14 protein-coding genes and 1 tRNA gene are annotated in these 16,047 nt (G+C 67.4%); 9 read left to right on the plus strand and 6 right to left on the minus strand.

What is annotated here, in order from left to right; translation table 11 throughout:
- The 3 genes from IEW24_RS15695 to IEW24_RS15705 are packed head-to-tail and all read right to left on the minus strand — an operon-like array spanning position 1 to position 2,720.
- Entirely contained in the window at positions 1-1,647 is a 1,647-nt protein-coding gene (locus tag IEW24_RS15695; protein WP_188580266.1) for an NTP transferase domain-containing protein, read from the minus strand.
- Positions 1,644-2,345 (minus strand): XdhC family protein, encoded by a 702-nt coding sequence (locus tag IEW24_RS15700; RefSeq protein ID WP_188580268.1) that lies wholly within the window; start codon positions 2,343-2,345, stop codon positions 1,644-1,646. Before IEW24_RS15700 ends, IEW24_RS15695 begins: the two co-directional genes overlap by 4 nt.
- 15 nt (positions 2,346-2,360) lie before the next feature.
- Positions 2,361-2,720, minus strand: a complete 360-nt coding sequence (locus IEW24_RS15705) for an XdhC family protein (protein ID WP_188580270.1) — start codon at positions 2,718-2,720, stop codon at positions 2,361-2,363.
- A 129-nt stretch (positions 2,721-2,849) separates the two neighbouring features.
- Here IEW24_RS15705 and IEW24_RS15710 point away from each other — a divergent pair, with 129 nt between their 5' ends.
- From IEW24_RS15710 to IEW24_RS15720, 3 genes are all read left to right on the plus strand, one after another.
- Entirely contained in the window at positions 2,850-3,896 is a 1,047-nt protein-coding gene (locus tag IEW24_RS15710) for a lysine-2,3-aminomutase-like protein (RefSeq protein WP_188580272.1), read from the plus strand.
- A 213-nt stretch (positions 3,897-4,109) separates the two neighbouring features.
- Positions 4,110-4,817, plus strand: coding sequence for a glutathione binding-like protein (locus IEW24_RS15715; RefSeq protein WP_188580274.1), 708 nt, complete (start codon positions 4,110-4,112; stop codon positions 4,815-4,817).
- A gap of 124 nt (positions 4,818-4,941) precedes the next feature.
- A complete protein-coding gene (locus IEW24_RS15720) occupies positions 4,942-6,930 on the plus strand; it encodes a tetratricopeptide repeat protein (RefSeq protein WP_188580275.1) in 1,989 nt (662 codons plus the stop codon).
- Positions 6,931-7,391: 461 nt separating this feature from the next.
- On the opposite strand, the gene IEW24_RS15725 is transcribed toward IEW24_RS15720, so the two are convergent.
- The 3 genes from IEW24_RS15725 to IEW24_RS15735 form a co-directional block, all read right to left on the minus strand.
- Positions 7,392-7,483: transfer RNA gene (locus tag IEW24_RS15725), tRNA-Ser, on the minus strand.
- 154 nt (positions 7,484-7,637) lie between these two features.
- Positions 7,638-8,684, minus strand: a complete 1,047-nt coding sequence (locus IEW24_RS15730; protein WP_188580277.1) for a phenylacetaldoxime dehydratase family protein — start codon at positions 8,682-8,684, stop codon at positions 7,638-7,640.
- A 71-nt stretch (positions 8,685-8,755) separates the two neighbouring features.
- Positions 8,756-9,964: an ABC transporter substrate-binding protein gene (locus IEW24_RS15735; RefSeq protein WP_244644448.1), complete on the minus strand. Its 1,209-nt coding sequence runs from the start codon at positions 9,962-9,964 to the stop codon at positions 8,756-8,758.
- A 454-nt stretch (positions 9,965-10,418) separates the two neighbouring features.
- Between IEW24_RS15735 and IEW24_RS15740 the strand changes: the two genes are divergently transcribed.
- From IEW24_RS15740 to IEW24_RS15765, 6 genes are all read left to right on the plus strand, one after another.
- A complete protein-coding gene (locus IEW24_RS15740) occupies positions 10,419-11,639 on the plus strand; it encodes an ABC transporter substrate-binding protein (protein ID WP_188580279.1) in 1,221 nt (406 codons plus the stop codon).
- A gap of 62 nt (positions 11,640-11,701) precedes the next feature.
- Complete coding sequence (locus IEW24_RS15745) at positions 11,702-12,553, plus strand: branched-chain amino acid ABC transporter permease (protein WP_188580281.1); 852 nt, start codon at positions 11,702-11,704, stop codon at positions 12,551-12,553.
- A gap of 3 nt (positions 12,554-12,556) precedes the next feature.
- On the plus strand, positions 12,557-13,585 hold the full coding sequence (locus IEW24_RS15750) for a branched-chain amino acid ABC transporter permease (protein WP_188580283.1): 1,029 nt from the start codon (positions 12,557-12,559) through the stop codon (positions 13,583-13,585).
- Positions 13,585-14,334, plus strand: coding sequence for an ABC transporter ATP-binding protein (locus tag IEW24_RS15755; protein WP_188580284.1), 750 nt, complete (start codon positions 13,585-13,587; stop codon positions 14,332-14,334). Before IEW24_RS15750 ends, IEW24_RS15755 begins: the two co-directional genes overlap by 1 nt.
- Positions 14,327-15,031, plus strand: coding sequence for an ABC transporter ATP-binding protein (locus tag IEW24_RS15760; protein WP_188580286.1), 705 nt, complete (start codon positions 14,327-14,329; stop codon positions 15,029-15,031). Before IEW24_RS15755 ends, IEW24_RS15760 begins: the two co-directional genes overlap by 8 nt.
- A gap of 25 nt (positions 15,032-15,056) precedes the next feature.
- On the plus strand, positions 15,057-15,983 hold the full coding sequence (locus tag IEW24_RS15765) for a carbon-nitrogen hydrolase family protein (protein WP_188580288.1): 927 nt from the start codon (positions 15,057-15,059) through the stop codon (positions 15,981-15,983).
- Positions 15,984-16,047 lie beyond the last annotated feature (64 nt).

Consider the following 16,047-nt stretch of genomic DNA (forward strand, 5'->3'; position numbering starts at 1 on the left):
CTATTCCGCCGCGTTCTCCGGGGACGCGGCGGATGGGGCCAGAGCACGGGCTTGCGCCAGCGCCTCCGGCGTATCCACGTCGAGGAAGGGAGCGGGGCCGGCCGCGCTGACCTCATGCACGGCCTCGCCATGGGCCGCGATCAGACGGCGGGCGCCGATGTCGCCCTCGAGCGCCATCAGCTCCGGGAAGAAGCGCCGCGACCACAGCACGGGGTTGCCCCGCTGCTCGTCGGCCATGGGCACCACGATGAGGCGACCGCGCTCCGGTGCAAAGGCGTCGATCACGGTGTCCATCAGTCCGGTGCCCACCAGTGGCATATCGCCCAGAAGAATGAGCGCGCCATCCACGCTTTCGGGCAGAGCGGCGATGCCCCTGCGCACGGAACTCGCCATGCCGCTGGGATAGTCGGGATTGTGCACGAAGGAGACGGGAAGGCCCGATAGCGCCGCCTCCACCCGCTGGTGCTCGTGGCCCGTCACCACTACGAGGGACTGCGCATGGGAGGCCAGTGCGGCGTCCGCCACGCGGCGGACCACGGGCACGCCGGCGACTGGCTCCAGCAGCTTGTTCGGCCCGCCCATGCGGGTGCCCCGGCCGGCCGCCAGCAGAACGGCGGCCACGCGGGGCAGGCTGTCCGCCATCTCCGCCGGTGGTTCCTCGCGCGGTTGCGGGCGGGTGACGATCTCGGTGAGAAGGCCCCCGACACCCAGTCGCGCCACATCGGCGGCGGTGACATCCAGCCCGGCGATGAGGCGCATCAGCAGCCAGTCGAAGCCGTTCTCCTTGGGGCTGCGCGCACAGCCCGGCGCGCCGATCACCGGCACGCTGCCGAGCCTGCCCAGCAGGGCAAGATTGCCGGGGTCCACCGGCATGCCGAGCCGCTCGACCATGCCGCCGGCCGATACGAGGGCGGCCGGGATGACGTCACGCCGGTCGGTGATGGCGGAGGCGCCGAAGATCAGCACCAGTTCGGCACCTTCGTCCCTCACGTGCCGGATGGCTTCGGTGAGCGGTCCGGTGGCATGAGGCACGCGCAGATCGTGGGACACCAGAGCGCCTGCGGGTGCGAGGCGGGCGGCCGTGACCCGCAGGGTCTTCTCCACCACCTTGGGCGCGAGGCCGGGCAGCAGTGTGGAGATCACCGCCACCTTGCGCCGCACGAAGGGATGCACGCGCAGAAGCGCACCGGTCTCCGCAAGGGTGGTGTCGGCCACGGTGCCATCGACGGCGAAGGGGATGATCTTGACGGTCGCCAGCATGTCGCCGGCCTTCACCGGCTGGAATGGCGGCAGGGTGGCCAGCGTGATGGCCTCGTCCCGGCCGTTGAATTCGTCCACCTGCGGGGCATCCACCTCCAGCACACCATCGGCGTCCGCATAGAGATTGCTGCGGCCGGTGAAGGGGGCCTCCACCCGGATATTGGACCCTGCCACACGCAAGGCGAGGCTGTGTGCGACCTCATCTTCTGGCCGGTCGCCGGCGTCGAGCTGCGCGACCACCACCTCGCTCAGTCCCGCAGCGCGCAGGATGGCGATGTCTGCGGGGCCGAGACGGGTGCCCTTGCGAACCACGCCCTCGGCGCAGCGGATGGAATGGGCGGCGATGCCGCCTTCGGCTTGATCGAGCGGGACGGGGCCGAATTTCACGCGGCCGCCTCGCGCGCGGGGGCCGGCTTGCGCAGCGCGCCGATCACCTGACCCAGAATGGCGACGGCGATCTCCGGAGGATTGGCGGCTCCGATGTCCAGCCCGATAGGGGCATGGATGCGCGCCAGCTGGGCCTGCGGCAGCCCCAGAGCGGCAAGCCGCTCCATACGCTTGGCATGGGTGCGCCGCGAGCCCAGCGCCCCCACGTAGAAGCAGCCGGCCTTGAGGGCGGCCTCCAGCGCCGGCTCGTCGATCTTGGGATCGTGGGTCAGGGCCACCATGGCGGTGAAGGGATCGAGGGCGAGGCCAGGCAGGGCCTTGTCCGGCCATTCGGCGATCACCGGCGTGTCGGGAAACCGCTCCGCCGTGGCGAAGGCGGTGCGGGGGTCCACGATGGTCACGTCATAGCCGGTAGCCCGCGCCATGGGCGCGAGGGCCTGGGAGATGTGGACCGCGCCCACCACGACCATGCGCGCCGGCGGAACGTGGACATTCAGGAAGACCCGCGCCTCGCCTTCCCCCGCGACGCCGCTACGGCCGGCGCGCACGGCAGCCTCGATGTCGCCGGCGAGCGGGTCGGATGTGATGTCTTCGCCCCTGACCAGCCGCTGGACGCCGGAAGCAAGATGCGTGACCACGACGGCGGCGCGGCGGGCGGCGCGCTCCGTGTTGAGGGCGGTAAGGAGGGCGAGATCCATGGCGGTTCCGTCCGTTCAGTCGATACGTTCCACATAGACGCGGATGGCGCCGCCGCAGGACAACCCGACGCGCCAGGCGGCTTCGTCCGCCACACCGAATTCCAGCGTACGCGGCTTCCCGCTATCGATCACGTCCATGGCTTCCGTGACCACGGCGCCCTCGACGCAACCGCCCGAAACCGAACCGAGAAAGTTCCCGGTATCGTCGATCACCAGATGGCTGCCGACGGGCCGGGGAGCTGAGCCCCACGTCTCCAATACGGTTGCGAGTGCCACGGCCTTGCCCTCGGCGCGCCAGCGGACGGCGGCTTCCAGCACATCGTCTTCCCGGGCCAGCGAGGCGGGCGAGGGGGCCGGTTGGATCTCTGGCTGCATGGCTGCTCTCCGGGCTCGGCGGGACGGAGCGCGTTGGCGCGGGCCGATCCTGCCTATATAGAGCCCAGATATAGTCCCGGCGGCAGCGCTTTGCAGCCGTCGCCTGCTGTCGTTTCCGTGAGTTTCGCCATGTCCACCCTTCGCACGGCCGACGATCTGATCGCCGCCGGTCTGGTGCCATCCGATCAGCGCCTTGCGCTGGAGGCGGTGGGCGCACGCTATGCGGTCGCCGTGACGCCGACGCTGGCCGACGCCATCGACCGGCAGGATGGACAGGATCCCATCGCGCGCCAGTTCGTGCCCGATGCCGCGGAGCTTGAGACCGATGCGCGGGAACTGGCCGACCCCATCGGAGATGAGGCCCATTCGCCCGTGCCGGGTATCGTGCATCGCTATCCCGACCGGGTACTGCTGAAGCTGGTGGGGGTTTGCGCCGTCTACTGCCGCTTCTGCTTTCGCCGCGAGATGGTGGGACCGGGCGCCGAGCAGGCGCTCTCCTCTACCGCCCTCGACGCCGCGCTGGCCTATGTGGCGTCCCATGCCGAGATCTGGGAGGTGATCCTCACAGGCGGCGATCCCTTCATGGTCTCGCCCCGCCGCATGGCCGAGGTGGTGGGACGCCTCGCTGCCATTCCGCATGTGAAGGTGGTGCGCTTCCATACCCGCGTGCCCGTTGCCGCGCCAGAGCGGGTCACGGCCGATCTGGTGGCGGCGCTGAAGGCACCGGGCATCACATCCTATGTGGCGGTGCATGTGAATCATGCGCGGGAACTGGGCGCGCCGGCTGCCGGCGCGCTCGCCCGCATGGCGGATGCGGGCATCCCGCTGGTGTCGCAGACAGTGTTGCTGCGCGGCGTGAATGACGAGGTGGAAACGCTGGCCGCGCTGTTCCGTGCCCTCGTCGAGCATCGCGTGACGCCCTATTACCTGCATCATCCCGATCTCGCGCCGGGCACCGCCCATTTCCGCCTGCCGGTGGCGCGCGGTCAGGAGCTGATGCGCGCCTTGCGGGGGCGGCTATCGGGGCTCGCCTTGCCGACCTACGTGCTCGACATTCCCGGCGGGGCCGGCAAGGTGCCGCTGACCCCCGGATACCTCACCCCGGCGGGCGATGCATGGCAGGTGTCGGACAATTGCGGTGGCATTCATGCCTATACGGAAGCTGCCGGTTCTTGAGCCGTCTTCGGGCCGGTACCATATGAGCTTCAACGCGCGGGATGTTCCGGCCCATGAGGGACCGGAGCGCAGCCGCTCTTGGTGAGAAGCGTGTAATTCCAAGGGCTGGCGCGCAGCATTAACGAACTGTTAACAGTCCCGCTTGCCCCACGCCACAGCTCGGCCTAGGTGTAGCCGCATTCGCCGGCGCGCCGGTCGAGGAGGAGCATTGGAATGGCGGACGCTCAACAACAGCCGATCGAGCTGCTGTATTGGCCGACCCCGAACGGATGGAAAGTTTCCATCATGCTCGAGGAATGCGGTCTGCCCTACGACATCAAGCTGGTGAACATCGGCAAAGGCGACCAGTTCGCCCCCGATTTCCTCGCCGTCTCGCCGAACAACAAGATCCCGGCCATCGTCGATCCCGACGGTCCCGGCGGCGAGCCCATCTCCGTCTTCGAGAGCGGCGCGATCCTCCAGTATCTCGGTCGCAAGACCGGCAAATTCTATCCCACGGACGAGCGCAAGCGCGTTGCGGTGGATGAGTGGCTGTTCTGGCAGGTGGGCGGTCTCGGCCCCATGGCCGGGCAGGCCCATCACTTCCGGCTCTATGCACCGGAAAAGATTCCCTATGCCGTCTCGCGCTACACCAACGAGGTTCACCGCCTCTACGGCGTGATGAACACGCGCCTGAAGGACAATGCCTATCTGGCCGGCGACGAATACACCATCGCCGACATTGCCTGCGTGGGCTGGGCCAAGCTGTGGGAGCGGCAGGGGCAGGACATTGCGGAATTCCCGCATTTCGCCCGCTGGCTGGAGACGGTGAAGGCGCGCCCCGCCGTGCAGCGCGGCCTCATGGTGAATGCCGAGGCCAGGGCCGACCTCAGCAAGGACAAGGCCGCGCAAGGTATCCTGTTCGGTCAGCGCGCGCGCTGACCTTGGGTGAAGGACGGCGCCTGCTCCGTCCGAGCCTCTGGCGTACGGCGTTTAATTCTGTCATTGGCGGCGCGGCGGGCCTTCCAGCCCGGCCGCGCTTTTCGTTTTGAGGATGGAAGCCCCCATGACTGCCGGCATGTCTCCCGATCCGCGCGCCCTGCTGGGGCAGGCTTCCGCTTTGCATCGCGCCGGCAAGCTCGACGAGGCCCTCGCGGCCTATCAGACCGCCGCGCGCCTTGCCCCGCGCTTCCTTGATGCCCAGCGCATGCTGGCGTTCGCCTTGCTGCAGGCGGGGCGCCCGAAGGAGTCGGCACGGGCCGCCCAGAAGGCGCGCGATCTCGCCCCGCGTGATCCCAATGGCCACGTGCTCGTGGGAGCCGGGCTGCTGCTGGCGGGCGAGCCGGCCAAGGCGCTCCCGGCGTTCGAGGAGGCTGCCCGGCTTGCCCCCGGCCTGCTGGAAGCCCAGTTCCAGGCCGGCAACGCACTCGCTGCCCTTGGGCGTCATGCGGCGGCGGTGGAGCGCTTCAGCCGAGCGCTGGAAATCGACCCGCGGGCGCCGGAACCGCGGATGAACCGCGCCACCGCTTACGCCCGACTGGGCCGCGACACGGAAGCGCTCGCCGACTGCGAAATGCTGGTGGCGATGCAGCCCTGGGAGCCCCTGCATCTGGTCAGCAAGGCCGGCACCCTGCTGGGGCTTGGAGACATGGCGGGCGCGCTGGCAGCGGCCGAGGCGGCGCTTGCCATCGCTCCGGACCAGGCCGATGCCCTGCATGTGGCCGGGCAGGCCAAGGCGGCGCTGGACGACCAGACGGCTGCAATCTCCTATCTCGGGCGGGCTGCGGCGCTGAAGGGCGCGGAGAGGCCCGAATGGAGGGCCCGCTTCGCCCGCGTCCTGCGCGTGAACGAGCAGTTCGAGGCCGCCCTGGAGCAATGCGACCTGGCCGTTGCCCAGGCGCCGCGTCTGGTGGAGGCCCTGGTGGAGCGCGCGGAGATTCTGCGCGCCATGGATCGGCCAAAGGATGCGCTGGTCGATGCCGACCGGGCGCTCGCGCTGCAGCCGGATGCCACTTTCGCCCATCTTGCGCGCGCCGGTGTGCTGAGCGACCTCGGGCGGGCGCGGGATGCGCGCACCGCCGTGGACCGCGCGGTGCGGGCGGCGCCCGTGGAGCCGCGCGTTCTGTTCGTGAAGGCGCTCGCCGACCTCGCCATTGGGGACTGGGCTGCCGGCTGGGCCAATTACGAACAGCGCGAACAGATTCTGCCCCCGCCCTTCACCCCGCCGTCCCTGACGCGCTGGGACGGCCGGTCCGCCGTGACCGATCTGATCGTCCTTGGCGAGCAGGGCATCGGCGACGTCCTGCAATTCGGCCGCCTCCTGCCGCTGCTGGCGGATCGCGGCCTTCCCGTGCGGCTGCATGTGAAGCCGGCACTGGCGCCGCTGGCGGCCCTGTTCGACCCGCGCATTCCGGTCATCACGCAGATGCCGGCGGATGCGCCGGGCACCTTCTGGCTGCCGCTGGCGAGCGTGCCCGGCCTGTTTGCGCCGAACCCCGCCATGTGGCCGCAGGTGCCCTATCTTACGGCACCGGCGGATCGGGTGGCGAAGTGGTCCACCTTGCATGACCGCCCCGGCCTGCGGATCGGCATCAACTGGCAGGGCAATCCGTCCCGGCTTCTCGACATCGGCCGCTCGGCCCCGCTTTCGGCATTTGCGCCGCTGGCGGAAATTCCCGGCGTCACGCTTGTCTCGCTTCAGCATGGTCCGGCAGGTGCGCAGATCGGGACTGTGCCCTTTGGCGAACGGATCGTCTTTTTCGGTGATGATCTCGATGCCGACGGCATTTTCCTTGATCGCGCTGGGGTGATGGCCAATCTGGACCTCGTTATCTCCACCGACACCTCGGCGGCGCATCTTGCCGGCGCGCTGGGGCGGCCCGGCATCGTCGCCCTGCGGGCGGCTCCCGACTGGCGCTGGGGAGATGAGGGGGAGGAGAGCCTCTATTATCCGACGCTGCGCCTGTTCCGTCAGACGCGGGCAGGGGACTGGGACGAGCTGTTCACCCGCATCGCCGCCGAAGTGCGCCGCCGGGTGGAGATCGCCAGCCAGTGATCCTTGTCGCGGCGGGGTGAGGGCGGCGGCTTTCGCAGAGAGGCGGCACGGTTTGCAGCCCGACGCCGGGAACGGCAGGCAAACCGCAGCTGTGGCGAGTATATAGCTGTTGCGCAAAGCGCTGGGGCGCTTTGTTGCTGCTGAACCGGTGGCCGAAAATTCCGCAGGTGCCGGATCAATGGATCGGCCGCGCTCCTGTGGAAGGGGCGAATCTTCTGGTGGATGTCGGCATCCACTTGGGAGCTGCTGCGGCGCTGCGCAGATGAGCGATCCGCCTCCTCGCCGAGCTGCAAACTGGTGCCTACAGCTATCGTGCCGCCGCTAGCCGTCCTGTTTCGACATGTGCTGCGCAGCCTTGGCTATCTGTCCCAACCTGCGGGACAGATTGTTGGATGCCAACGTCAAGCAAAATCCAGGAACCACAAGGATTCCCTGCGTCTCAACAGCTCTGGAAAGGTAGGTGGCGGAGACGGAGGGATTCGAACCCTCGAGACCCTTTTAGGGGTCTGCTCATTTAGCAAACGAGTGCCTTCAGCCTCTCGGCCACGTCTCCACGCGGTCTCTCTATGCCCAACCCGAGCCGGCTTGGCAAGCCACGCCGGCACAGCAATCGGTTGACAAATCATCCCGCCGGAACTGCACACTGCCCCCGCTGTCGGAAATCGCGCCTCGCGATCGGCGACAGCTATGCCTGACGCCGGCCGGGCCTACGCTTCTGCGAAATAGGGCAGCAGGCCCGTGCCGCAATGGCAGTTCACATACTCGCCGGTGAGGCCGGGGAGCAGCGCGAACACCTCGTGCCAGGTGACGACCTCGCGTTTCTCTTTGTGCAGGCGGTTCATCGCGATGGCGTGGCGGTAGATGTCCAGGTGGGTCTCGTGGCTGCGGGCCCACGCCTCCAGCTGCGACAGGTCCAGCACATGAGCCAGCACGGACGTTTCGGCGCGGGGCGAACCATCCTCGTTGAGGTTGGTCATGATTCGCAGGGACAGGGTGCCGGTCTCCTGCGGGTGCTCCACCAGATGCTGCATGCCGCGCATCAGCTTGGGCTGGAGATTGTCGTGATAGTCGGCAAGCTGCTCTGCGCCCGCGCCCTCCCAGTACTGGCCGGAGCGGATGGCGATCATGTTCAGCGGGGTTGAGGTCCGCAGCCGGCGGCCGGCGGACTGCGGCAAGCGGCGTGGGGGCAGGGTGGTGCCCAGTGGGCTTTCCAGTGCATCCACCGCCGACACTGGCATGCGGTCGCGGGCGGCGCCGAAATAACCGTTCATGGTGATGGGCTGGCGGCTGGCCTTCGGCGTACGGGCAAGACCGATGGCATAGCCGGGCGCAGAATAGATGGTCTCGTGCCGATCGTAGGGCACGGCGATGGTCTCGCGCCAGATGCCGTGGGCCTCGGTTTCGCGGGCGGGATCGCGGAACCAGACCATGAACGGACTTGCCGCCAGCCAGCGGGCGTGGCGCGTGGGATCGAGCCAGTAGGCGACGAGGATGGCGTTGATAGCCCCGTGCTCGTCGGTGGTGCGCATGATCTCGTGCGCGTCCGGCCCATGTTCGGAAAAGCTCGCACGCAGGCGCTCGAAGAAGGCCGACTGCTCCGACCAGCCGAGATCCTGCCCCTGCAGGCCGAAATAGTCGCTGGTGAGGAAGGGGACAGGATCGTCCCAGCGCAGGGAGAAGCGCGGGGCGGCTGGCTGGTGGCCGGGCGGGCGGCGCTCGGGCAGCAGGCGGGGATAGGAGACGTGGAACACCATGGATCACCCCGGGGCAGGGCAGGCCCCGGCTGGTGCCGGAGCCTGCATTCAGGAAAGGATAGCCGGAAGCCTCAGTTCAGCGGCTTGCCGGACCAGATGGCCGAGCCCTTGGCGTCCTTGTCGGGATAGACGGTGACGAGATTGTCGCCCCGCCACTGCACGAAGATGGGGTAGGCGGTGCTCGACAGGCCGTTGCCGTCGAAGGCGGTGCAGCCACCGGGAATGCCGGCGGCAAAGCCCGTGCCGCAGATCTTCAGGGCGGCGATGGCATCGCGGATCTTCTCCGGATCGCGCGACTTGGCGGTGTCGATGGCCTTGGCCATATGCTCCAGCGCGGCGGCGTACATGATGACCTCGTGGGTCATGAACGAGCCGTACTGGTTCTTGTAGGATTCCGCGAGGCGCGGAATGAAGTCATAATTGGCCGGGGCGATGGAGAATACGCCCTCGGAATATTCGCCCAGCCCCTTGAAGAAGTCGGGGATGATGTAGCCGGCAGCTCCGCCCACGGTGGGGATTTCGAGCTTCTGCTGGCGCATCGCACGAATGATCTGCAGCGCGTCGTTGAAATAGGACACCGGGAAGACGATGTCCGCGCCGGAGGTGCGCAGCTTGTTAATGAGCGGCGCCACATCAGTGACACCCAACGGATAGGCTTCGTCGATCACCACCGGGATGCCGGCGCGCTTTGCGGCATCGCGCAGGCCCTTCGCCTGGGCCGTGCCGTAGGCGGTGTCCTCGTAGAAAATGGCCACCTTGTTGACCGGCGTGTTCGCCTTCTTGGCGAGCGCCACAGCATAGTCGAACTGCGCCTCGCCATAGGTGGTGGCCTTGGCCGAGACCTGGAAGATGTACTTGTAGCCGCGCGCAGTGATCTGGTCGGCGAAGGAATGGGTGATCATGGGCACGCCCGCCCGTTCCGTCACCTCGGACGCCGCCAGTGTGATGGAGGAGACGAAGGCGCCGAGAACGCCGGAGACCTTGTCCTGGCTGATCAAGCGCTGGGTCGCCGCCGCAGCCGTGTTGGGGCTGGGTACGTCGGCGAAGACCAGTTCGATCTTCGCGCCGCCGAGCGACTTGATGCCTCCGGTGGCATTGAACAGCGTGGTCGCTATTTCGATGCCGGCGCGGCTGTTGACGCCGAACTGGGCGTTGGGGCCGCTGAGCGGCAGGACGACGCCGATCTTCACCGGTTCCTGCGCCAGCGCCGGCGTGACGGCGGACAGCGCCATCGCGGCGGCGCACGCCTGCAATCCGCCCCTGTGCCACATGCTGAACATGGTGGTTTTCCCTCTTTTTCTGGAAGGCCTTCAGCATGGGAGTGTGTTGGCGAGACTGTCAATAAGTGCCGACGCGATGAATCGAAAAATAATCATAATAAGGCATGAGTCGTTATCTGATAACGCATCGTCCGAGCGCGTTAAGTGTCGAAAATCGCCGACATATTGGATCCGCGTTAGTGCTGCCATCCTATGCGGCGGAATGCTGAGAATCGGCATGTGTCGCTTGTTTTCGACATTGAAATTGCGGGCGTGCGATGCGGTATATGAACAATTTTGCGCCAGAAAAAATATAAGTAAAACAATGATATAATTGCTTCTTAGGCACATTGTGCGTTGCGCGCTTAAAAAATGGAATTGGGTAAGTGTTGACGAAAAATTCCGACAGGAGGTAGCGTGTCCCTCCATCGAGCCGGGTCGCAGAACGGGCCGAGGCCATCAGAGGGACAGCATCATGACTGTGATTTCCGCCAACCGGCGCCGCGCGCTGGCCGTGCTGCTGGGCGCGACCGTCCTTGCAACCGGCATCGGTGCCGGTGGGGCGCGTGCCGCCGATGAAGTGGTGGTCGGCGTGGTCCAGCCGCTCAGCGGCCCCAATGCGCAGTTCGGCATCGGCTCGCTGCGGGGCACGGAGCTGGCCGCCGACATGATCAATGCCGCCGGGGGCATCAAGTCGCTGGGTGGAGCCAAGATCAAGTTGGTGGTGGCTGATGTGCCCACCCCCAATACGGCGGCCGCCACCACCCAGCGCCTGATCTCGCAGAACGGCGTCAGTGCCGTGGTCGGCGCCTTCGTGTCCTCCACCACGCTGGCGGCATCCGAAGTCACCGAGCGCGCGGGCATACCGCTGGTCACCTTCGCCTTCGCCGACCAGATCACCGGTCGCGGCTACAAGTACGCCTTCCAGGTGTCGCCCAAGGGCACGGTGTTCGGCGCCGCGCAGTTCGATTACGCCATGGCCATCGCCAAGGCGGCGGGCGAGAAGATCGACAAGGTGGCCATCCTCTATGAGGACACCGCCTATGGCACGGCGCAGGCGCAGGGCCTGCGCGACGCTGCCAAGAAGGCTGGCGTGCAGGTGGTGATGGACGAGGCCTATCCGCTCGGCATCACCGACGTGGCCCCCCTCGTCAACAAGCTGAAGGCCTCCGGCGCGCAGATGGCGTTCCCGGTTTCCTATCTCAACGACGGTCTGCTGATCATCCGCTCGCTGCGCCAGCAGCAGATCGACATGCCGGTGATCGGCGGCGCCGCCGGCTACATCATCCCCGACTTCAAGAAAGGCCTGGGCGACTATGCCGAGGGCGTCATCTCGGTGGCTGCCGCCGGTGGCGACCTGATCCCGGATCTGGCCGCCAAATACAAGGAGAAGTACGGCACCTTCATCACCCACGAGGCGCTGATCCATGCGGCGGCGCTCGACGCGGTGGCCAAGGCCATGGAGAAGGCCAAGTCCTCCGATCCGGAAAAGGTGCGCGATGCGCTGGCGACGCTGGACGACTGCACCGGCCTTGCCCAGGGCGTGCCCGGCGGCTGCGTGAAGTTCGACGCGACCGGCCTCAACACCTCGGCCTTCCCGATCATGGTGCAGTGGCGCGGAGATGAGCTGGTCACCGTCTATCCCGAGAAGGCAGCCAAGTCGAAGCCGATGTGGCACGGCAAGCCGATCCCCTGATCAGCCTCACGGCCGGGCCCGCCGCATGGCGGCGGGCCTTCCTCCAACAGAACGGGTGAGACATGGTTCAGGCGCTGGTGGACGGCGTTCTCCTCGGCGGGGTCTATGGCGTCATCGCCACCGGCCTGTCGCTGGTCTTCGGCGTGCTCGGCGTGGTCAATTTCGCCCATGCCGAGTTCCTCATGCTGGGCATGTATGTGGCGTGGTTCGCCTGGCGCTATCTGGGCCTTGATCCGCTGCTCGGTTCGGTGCTGTCCTTCATCATCGTGTTCGGCGTGGGCTATGTGGTCCAGCGGACGCTGATCGAGCGGGTGCTCAAGGCGCCCCCGGCGGCGCAGGTGTTCCTCACCGTCGGCCTGCTCATCGCCATCGAGAATGCGGCGCTGATGGTGTTCGGCTCCGAGTTCCGCTCGGTGAGCGTGCCCTATCAGGTTGAAGGCTATCGCCTCGCCGGCATCTTCATCTCCGCCCCCTATCTCTATGCCTTCGCGGCGGCGGTCATCCTGTCGGCGGCACTGTGGTTCTTTCTCGACCGCTCGTGGACCGGGCGCGCCATCCGTGCGGTGGCACAGGATCCCATGGCCTCCGCACTGGTGGGGGTGGATACCAAGCGCACCTATGGCCTCGCCTTCGGCCTGGGCGTGGCGCTCACTGCCTTCGGCGGCGCGGTGATCCTGCCCTACATCACGGTCAGCCCCACCATCGGCGGTCAGTTCGTGGTGCTCATGTTCACGGTGGTGGTGCTGGGCGGCCTCGGCTCGGTGGCCGGCGCTCTGGTCGGTGGCATCGTGGTCGGCGTGGTGCAGTCCATGTCGGCGCTGGTGTTCCCCATCCAACTGCAGAACCTCTGCCTGTTCGTCATCTTCATCGCTGTCCTCGCCCTGCGTCCGCAGGGCCTCATCAAGGGCGCCTGAGCCATGCGCAAACATCTCTCGCCCGGCCTCGTCCTGCTGCTGCTGTTCTTTGTCGCGGCAGCGGCGCTGCCCTTCTTCGTGGATCCGCGCGGCCATCTGCTGCGGGTCGCTGCCATGGCCCTGCTGTTCGCCGCCATGGCGCAGTCGTGGAACATCGTCGGCGGTCTCGCCAATCAGGTGTCGCTTGGTCACGCGGCCTTCTTCGGTCTCGGCGCCTACACCTCCACACTGCTGTTCCTGCGCTTCGGCATCTCGCCGTGGATCGGCATGTTCGCCGGTGCGGCGCTGGCCGCCTTCGCCGCCGCGCTGTTGTCCTTCCCCACTTTCCGGCTGAAGGGGCACTATTTCGCTTTGGCGACGCTCGCCTTCGCTGAGGTGCTGCGGGTGATCGCCAATTCGTGGGCCAGCGTCACCGGCGGCCCGGTGGGCCTGTCCATTCCCTTCCTCGGTACCAAACCCGAGCTGTTCGCTTTCCGCGCGGTGTCCTCCTATTACTGGATCATCCTCGCGCTGCTGGTCATCGTCTGCCTCGCCTTCCGCCTCCTGGCGCGCGGCGCCATCGGCTATCGCCTGCGGGCGGTGCGCGAGAATGAGAATGCGGCCGAGGTGGCGGGCGTGGACACCTTCCGGGTGAAGCTCACCGCCAGCATCATCTCGGCGGCCTTCACCGCTCTGTGCGGCACGGTGTTCGCCCAGTTCACCTTCTTCTTCGATCCGGACTCCATCTTCGCGCTTTCCGGCATCTCCGTGCGCATGGCCATGATCGCCATCGTCGGCGGGCTGGGTACGCTGGGCGGGCCGATCATCGGCGCGCTGTTCCTGATCCCGCTGGAGGAGGTGGCGAACGCCTATCTTTCCTCCGCCGCGGCCGGCCTGTCGCAGTTCGTGTTCGGCGCCATCCTGGTGGCCGCCATCCTGATCCAGCCGCGCGGCCTGATGGCCTACTGGCCCAAGAGCAAGGCTGGCCGGCTGGCGCGCAAGGACGCCAAACCCGTCACTCCCGCCACCCCCGCCACGGAAGGAGGCCGGTGATGGCCACGCATGGAGCGGCCCCCATTCTCGAAGCCTCCGGCGTCGCCGTCACCTTCGGCGGGCTGAAGGCGGTGGACAAGGTGTCCTTCACCCTGCGGCCGGGCGAGATCGTGGGCCTCATCGGCCCCAACGGTGCCGGCAAGACCACGCTGTTCAACAGTCTGGTCGGCCTCCAGCGCCTGACCGCCGGCGAGGTTCGCCTGAACGGCGAGAAGGTGTCGGGTCTCAAGCCCCACCGCATCGCCCGGAAAGGCATGACCAAGACCTTCCAGAACGCCGCGCTCTTCCCCGACATGAGCGTGACGGAGAACGTCATGACCGCCGCCCTGCTGCGGCACGATCTGGCCGGCGCCCGCGCCAAGGCGGAGCAGGTGCTGGAGCGCCTCGGCCTTACCGCTATCGGCGATGCCGACGTGTCGGACCTGACCTTCCCGCAGAAGGCGCTGGTGGAGATGGCGCGCGCGCTGGCCACCGAACCCAAGGTGCTGCTGCTGGATGAGGTGATGGCCGCGCTCACCCCCACCGAGATGGACGATGTGATGGCGGTGATCCGGTCGCTCAGGGACGAGGGCCTCGCCTTCCTCGTGGTGGAGCATCACATGCGCGCCATCATGGCCCTGTGCGAGCGCCTGATCGCGCTCAATTTCGGCCAGCTCATCGCCGAGGGCTCGCCGACCGACGTCGCCAATCACCCCACCGTCATCGAGGCCTATCTCGGCGCCGGCGCAGCGGAGGCCGCCCATGCTTGAGGTCAGCAATCTCAGCGTCTCCTATGGCGGGCCGGATGTGCTCAGTGGCGTTTCGCTGGAGGTGAAGGCGGGCGAGACGGTGGCCGTGCTCGGTGCCAACACGGCGGGCAAGACGACGCTGCTGCGCACTGTCTCCGGCCTCATTCCCAAGGCGCGTGGCAACGTCGTCTTTGAGAACTCGCCGCTGCTCGGACGGCCGGCGCACAGCATTCCCAAACTGGGCATCGGTCATGTGCCGGAGGGCCGCCACGTCTTTCCGCGCATGTCCACCATGGACAACCTGATGATGGGCGCCTACGGCGACCGCAGGGCGACGGACCTCGGCGCCCGTGTCGATCGCGTGCTCACCCTGTTTCCGCGCCTTGCGGAGCGGCGCACGCAGATGGCGGGCTCCATGTCCGGCGGCGAGCAGCAGATGGTGGCCATCGGCCGCGCACTGATGGGCAATCCCAAGCTGCTGCTGCTGGACGAGCCGAGCCACGGCCTCGCGCCCATCGTGGTGGAGGAACTGCACCGCGCCATCGGCGAGATCAACCGGCAGGGCGTGTCCGTGCTGCTGGTGGAGCAGAACGCCATCCTCGCCTTGTCCGTGGCCCATCGCGGCTACGTGCTGGAGGCCGGCCACGTGGTGCTGTCCGGTACTTCGCAATCCCTCAAGGCCGACCCGGGTGTCCGGCGCGCCTATCTCGGCGTGTGAGCCATTCGTCCCAAGGAGCAAAGCCATGAAAGTGAAAGCCGGCGTCGCCCAGGTGGGCGCGGTTCCGTTCGACGTGGAGGCCAGCGTGGCGAAGGCGGAAGCCTGGATCGCCAGGGCCGGGGCCGAGGGCTGCCAGATCGTGCTGTTCCCGGAGGCCTTTCTCTCGGTCTACCCCAAGGGCTCGGACTTCGACATCGCCATCGGCGTGCGTACCCCGCGCGGGCGTGAGGAGTTCCGCCGCTATTTCGATGCCTCCATCGTGGTGCCGGGGCCGGAGACGGAGCGCATCGGCAAGGCCGCTGCCGCCGCCAACACCTATGTGGTGATCGGCGTGATGGAGCGCGAACTCGGCACGCAATATTGCACGGTGCTCTATTTCGGGCCGGACGGCACGCTCATGGGCAAGCACCGCAAGCTCATGCCCACCGCCGGCGAGCGTCTTGCCTGGGGCTTCGGCGACGGCTCGACCCTGCCGGTGTTCGAAACCCCCATCGGCAATATCGGCGCGGTCATCTGCTGGGAGAACTACATGCCCATGCTGCGCATGGCCATGTACGGCAAGGGCGTGTCGCTCTACTGCGCGCCGACGGCGGACGATCGCGAGACGTGGCTGCCCACCATCCGCCACATCGCGCTGGAAGGCCGCTGCTTCGTGCTCTCCACCTGTCAGGTGGTGAAGCGCGGCGACTTCCCGGACGACTACCGCTGCTCCATCTCCGACGACCCGGAGGCCATCCTCATGCGCGGCGGCGCGGCCATCATCGACCCGCTGGGCAAGGTGCTGGCAGGGCCGGTGTTCGACGAGGAGACGCTGCTCACCGCGGAACTCGATATGGACGAACTGGCGCGCGCCAAGTTCGACTTCGACGTGGCGGGCAATTACGGCCGGCCCGACGTCTTCACCCTGACCGTCAACGAGGCGCCGCAGAGCGCGGTGACGCGCAAGGCCTGACGTCAGCCCCGTCGCACACGCAAGGTCCCGCCGCAGGCAGTCGCGGCGGGGCTGCGCGGGGCGG

Origin of the sequence: Azorhizobium oxalatiphilum (assembly GCF_014635325.1) — a bacterium.
In the GTDB taxonomy this organism is placed as follows: domain Bacteria; phylum Pseudomonadota; class Alphaproteobacteria; order Rhizobiales; family Xanthobacteraceae; genus Azorhizobium; species Azorhizobium oxalatiphilum.

Coding starts and splice junctions, on each gene's coding strand:
- IEW24_RS15700 (WP_188580268.1), bottom strand. CDS start 2,345: ATGGATCTCGCCCTCCTTACCGCCCTCAACACGGAGCGCGCCGCCCGC.
- IEW24_RS15730 (WP_188580277.1), bottom strand. CDS start 8,684: ATGGTGTTCCACGTCTCCTATCCCCGCCTGCTGCCCGAGCGCCGCCCG.
- IEW24_RS15715 (WP_188580274.1), top strand. CDS start 4,110: ATGGCGGACGCTCAACAACAGCCGATCGAGCTGCTGTATTGGCCGACC.
- IEW24_RS15740 (WP_188580279.1), top strand. CDS start 10,419: ATGACTGTGATTTCCGCCAACCGGCGCCGCGCGCTGGCCGTGCTGCTG.
- IEW24_RS15760 (WP_188580286.1), top strand. CDS start 14,327: ATGCTTGAGGTCAGCAATCTCAGCGTCTCCTATGGCGGGCCGGATGTG.
- IEW24_RS15720 (WP_188580275.1), top strand. CDS start 4,942: ATGACTGCCGGCATGTCTCCCGATCCGCGCGCCCTGCTGGGGCAGGCT.
- IEW24_RS15710 (WP_188580272.1), top strand. CDS start 2,850: ATGTCCACCCTTCGCACGGCCGACGATCTGATCGCCGCCGGTCTGGTG.
- IEW24_RS15750 (WP_188580283.1), top strand. CDS start 12,557: ATGCGCAAACATCTCTCGCCCGGCCTCGTCCTGCTGCTGCTGTTCTTT.
- IEW24_RS15765 (WP_188580288.1), top strand. CDS start 15,057: ATGAAAGTGAAAGCCGGCGTCGCCCAGGTGGGCGCGGTTCCGTTCGAC.
- IEW24_RS15705 (WP_188580270.1), bottom strand. CDS start 2,720: ATGCAGCCAGAGATCCAACCGGCCCCCTCGCCCGCCTCGCTGGCCCGG.
- IEW24_RS15745 (WP_188580281.1), top strand. CDS start 11,702: ATGGTTCAGGCGCTGGTGGACGGCGTTCTCCTCGGCGGGGTCTATGGC.
- IEW24_RS15735 (WP_244644448.1), bottom strand. CDS start 9,964: ATGTTCAGCATGTGGCACAGGGGCGGATTGCAGGCGTGCGCCGCCGCG.
- IEW24_RS15755 (WP_188580284.1), top strand. CDS start 13,585: ATGGCCACGCATGGAGCGGCCCCCATTCTCGAAGCCTCCGGCGTCGCC.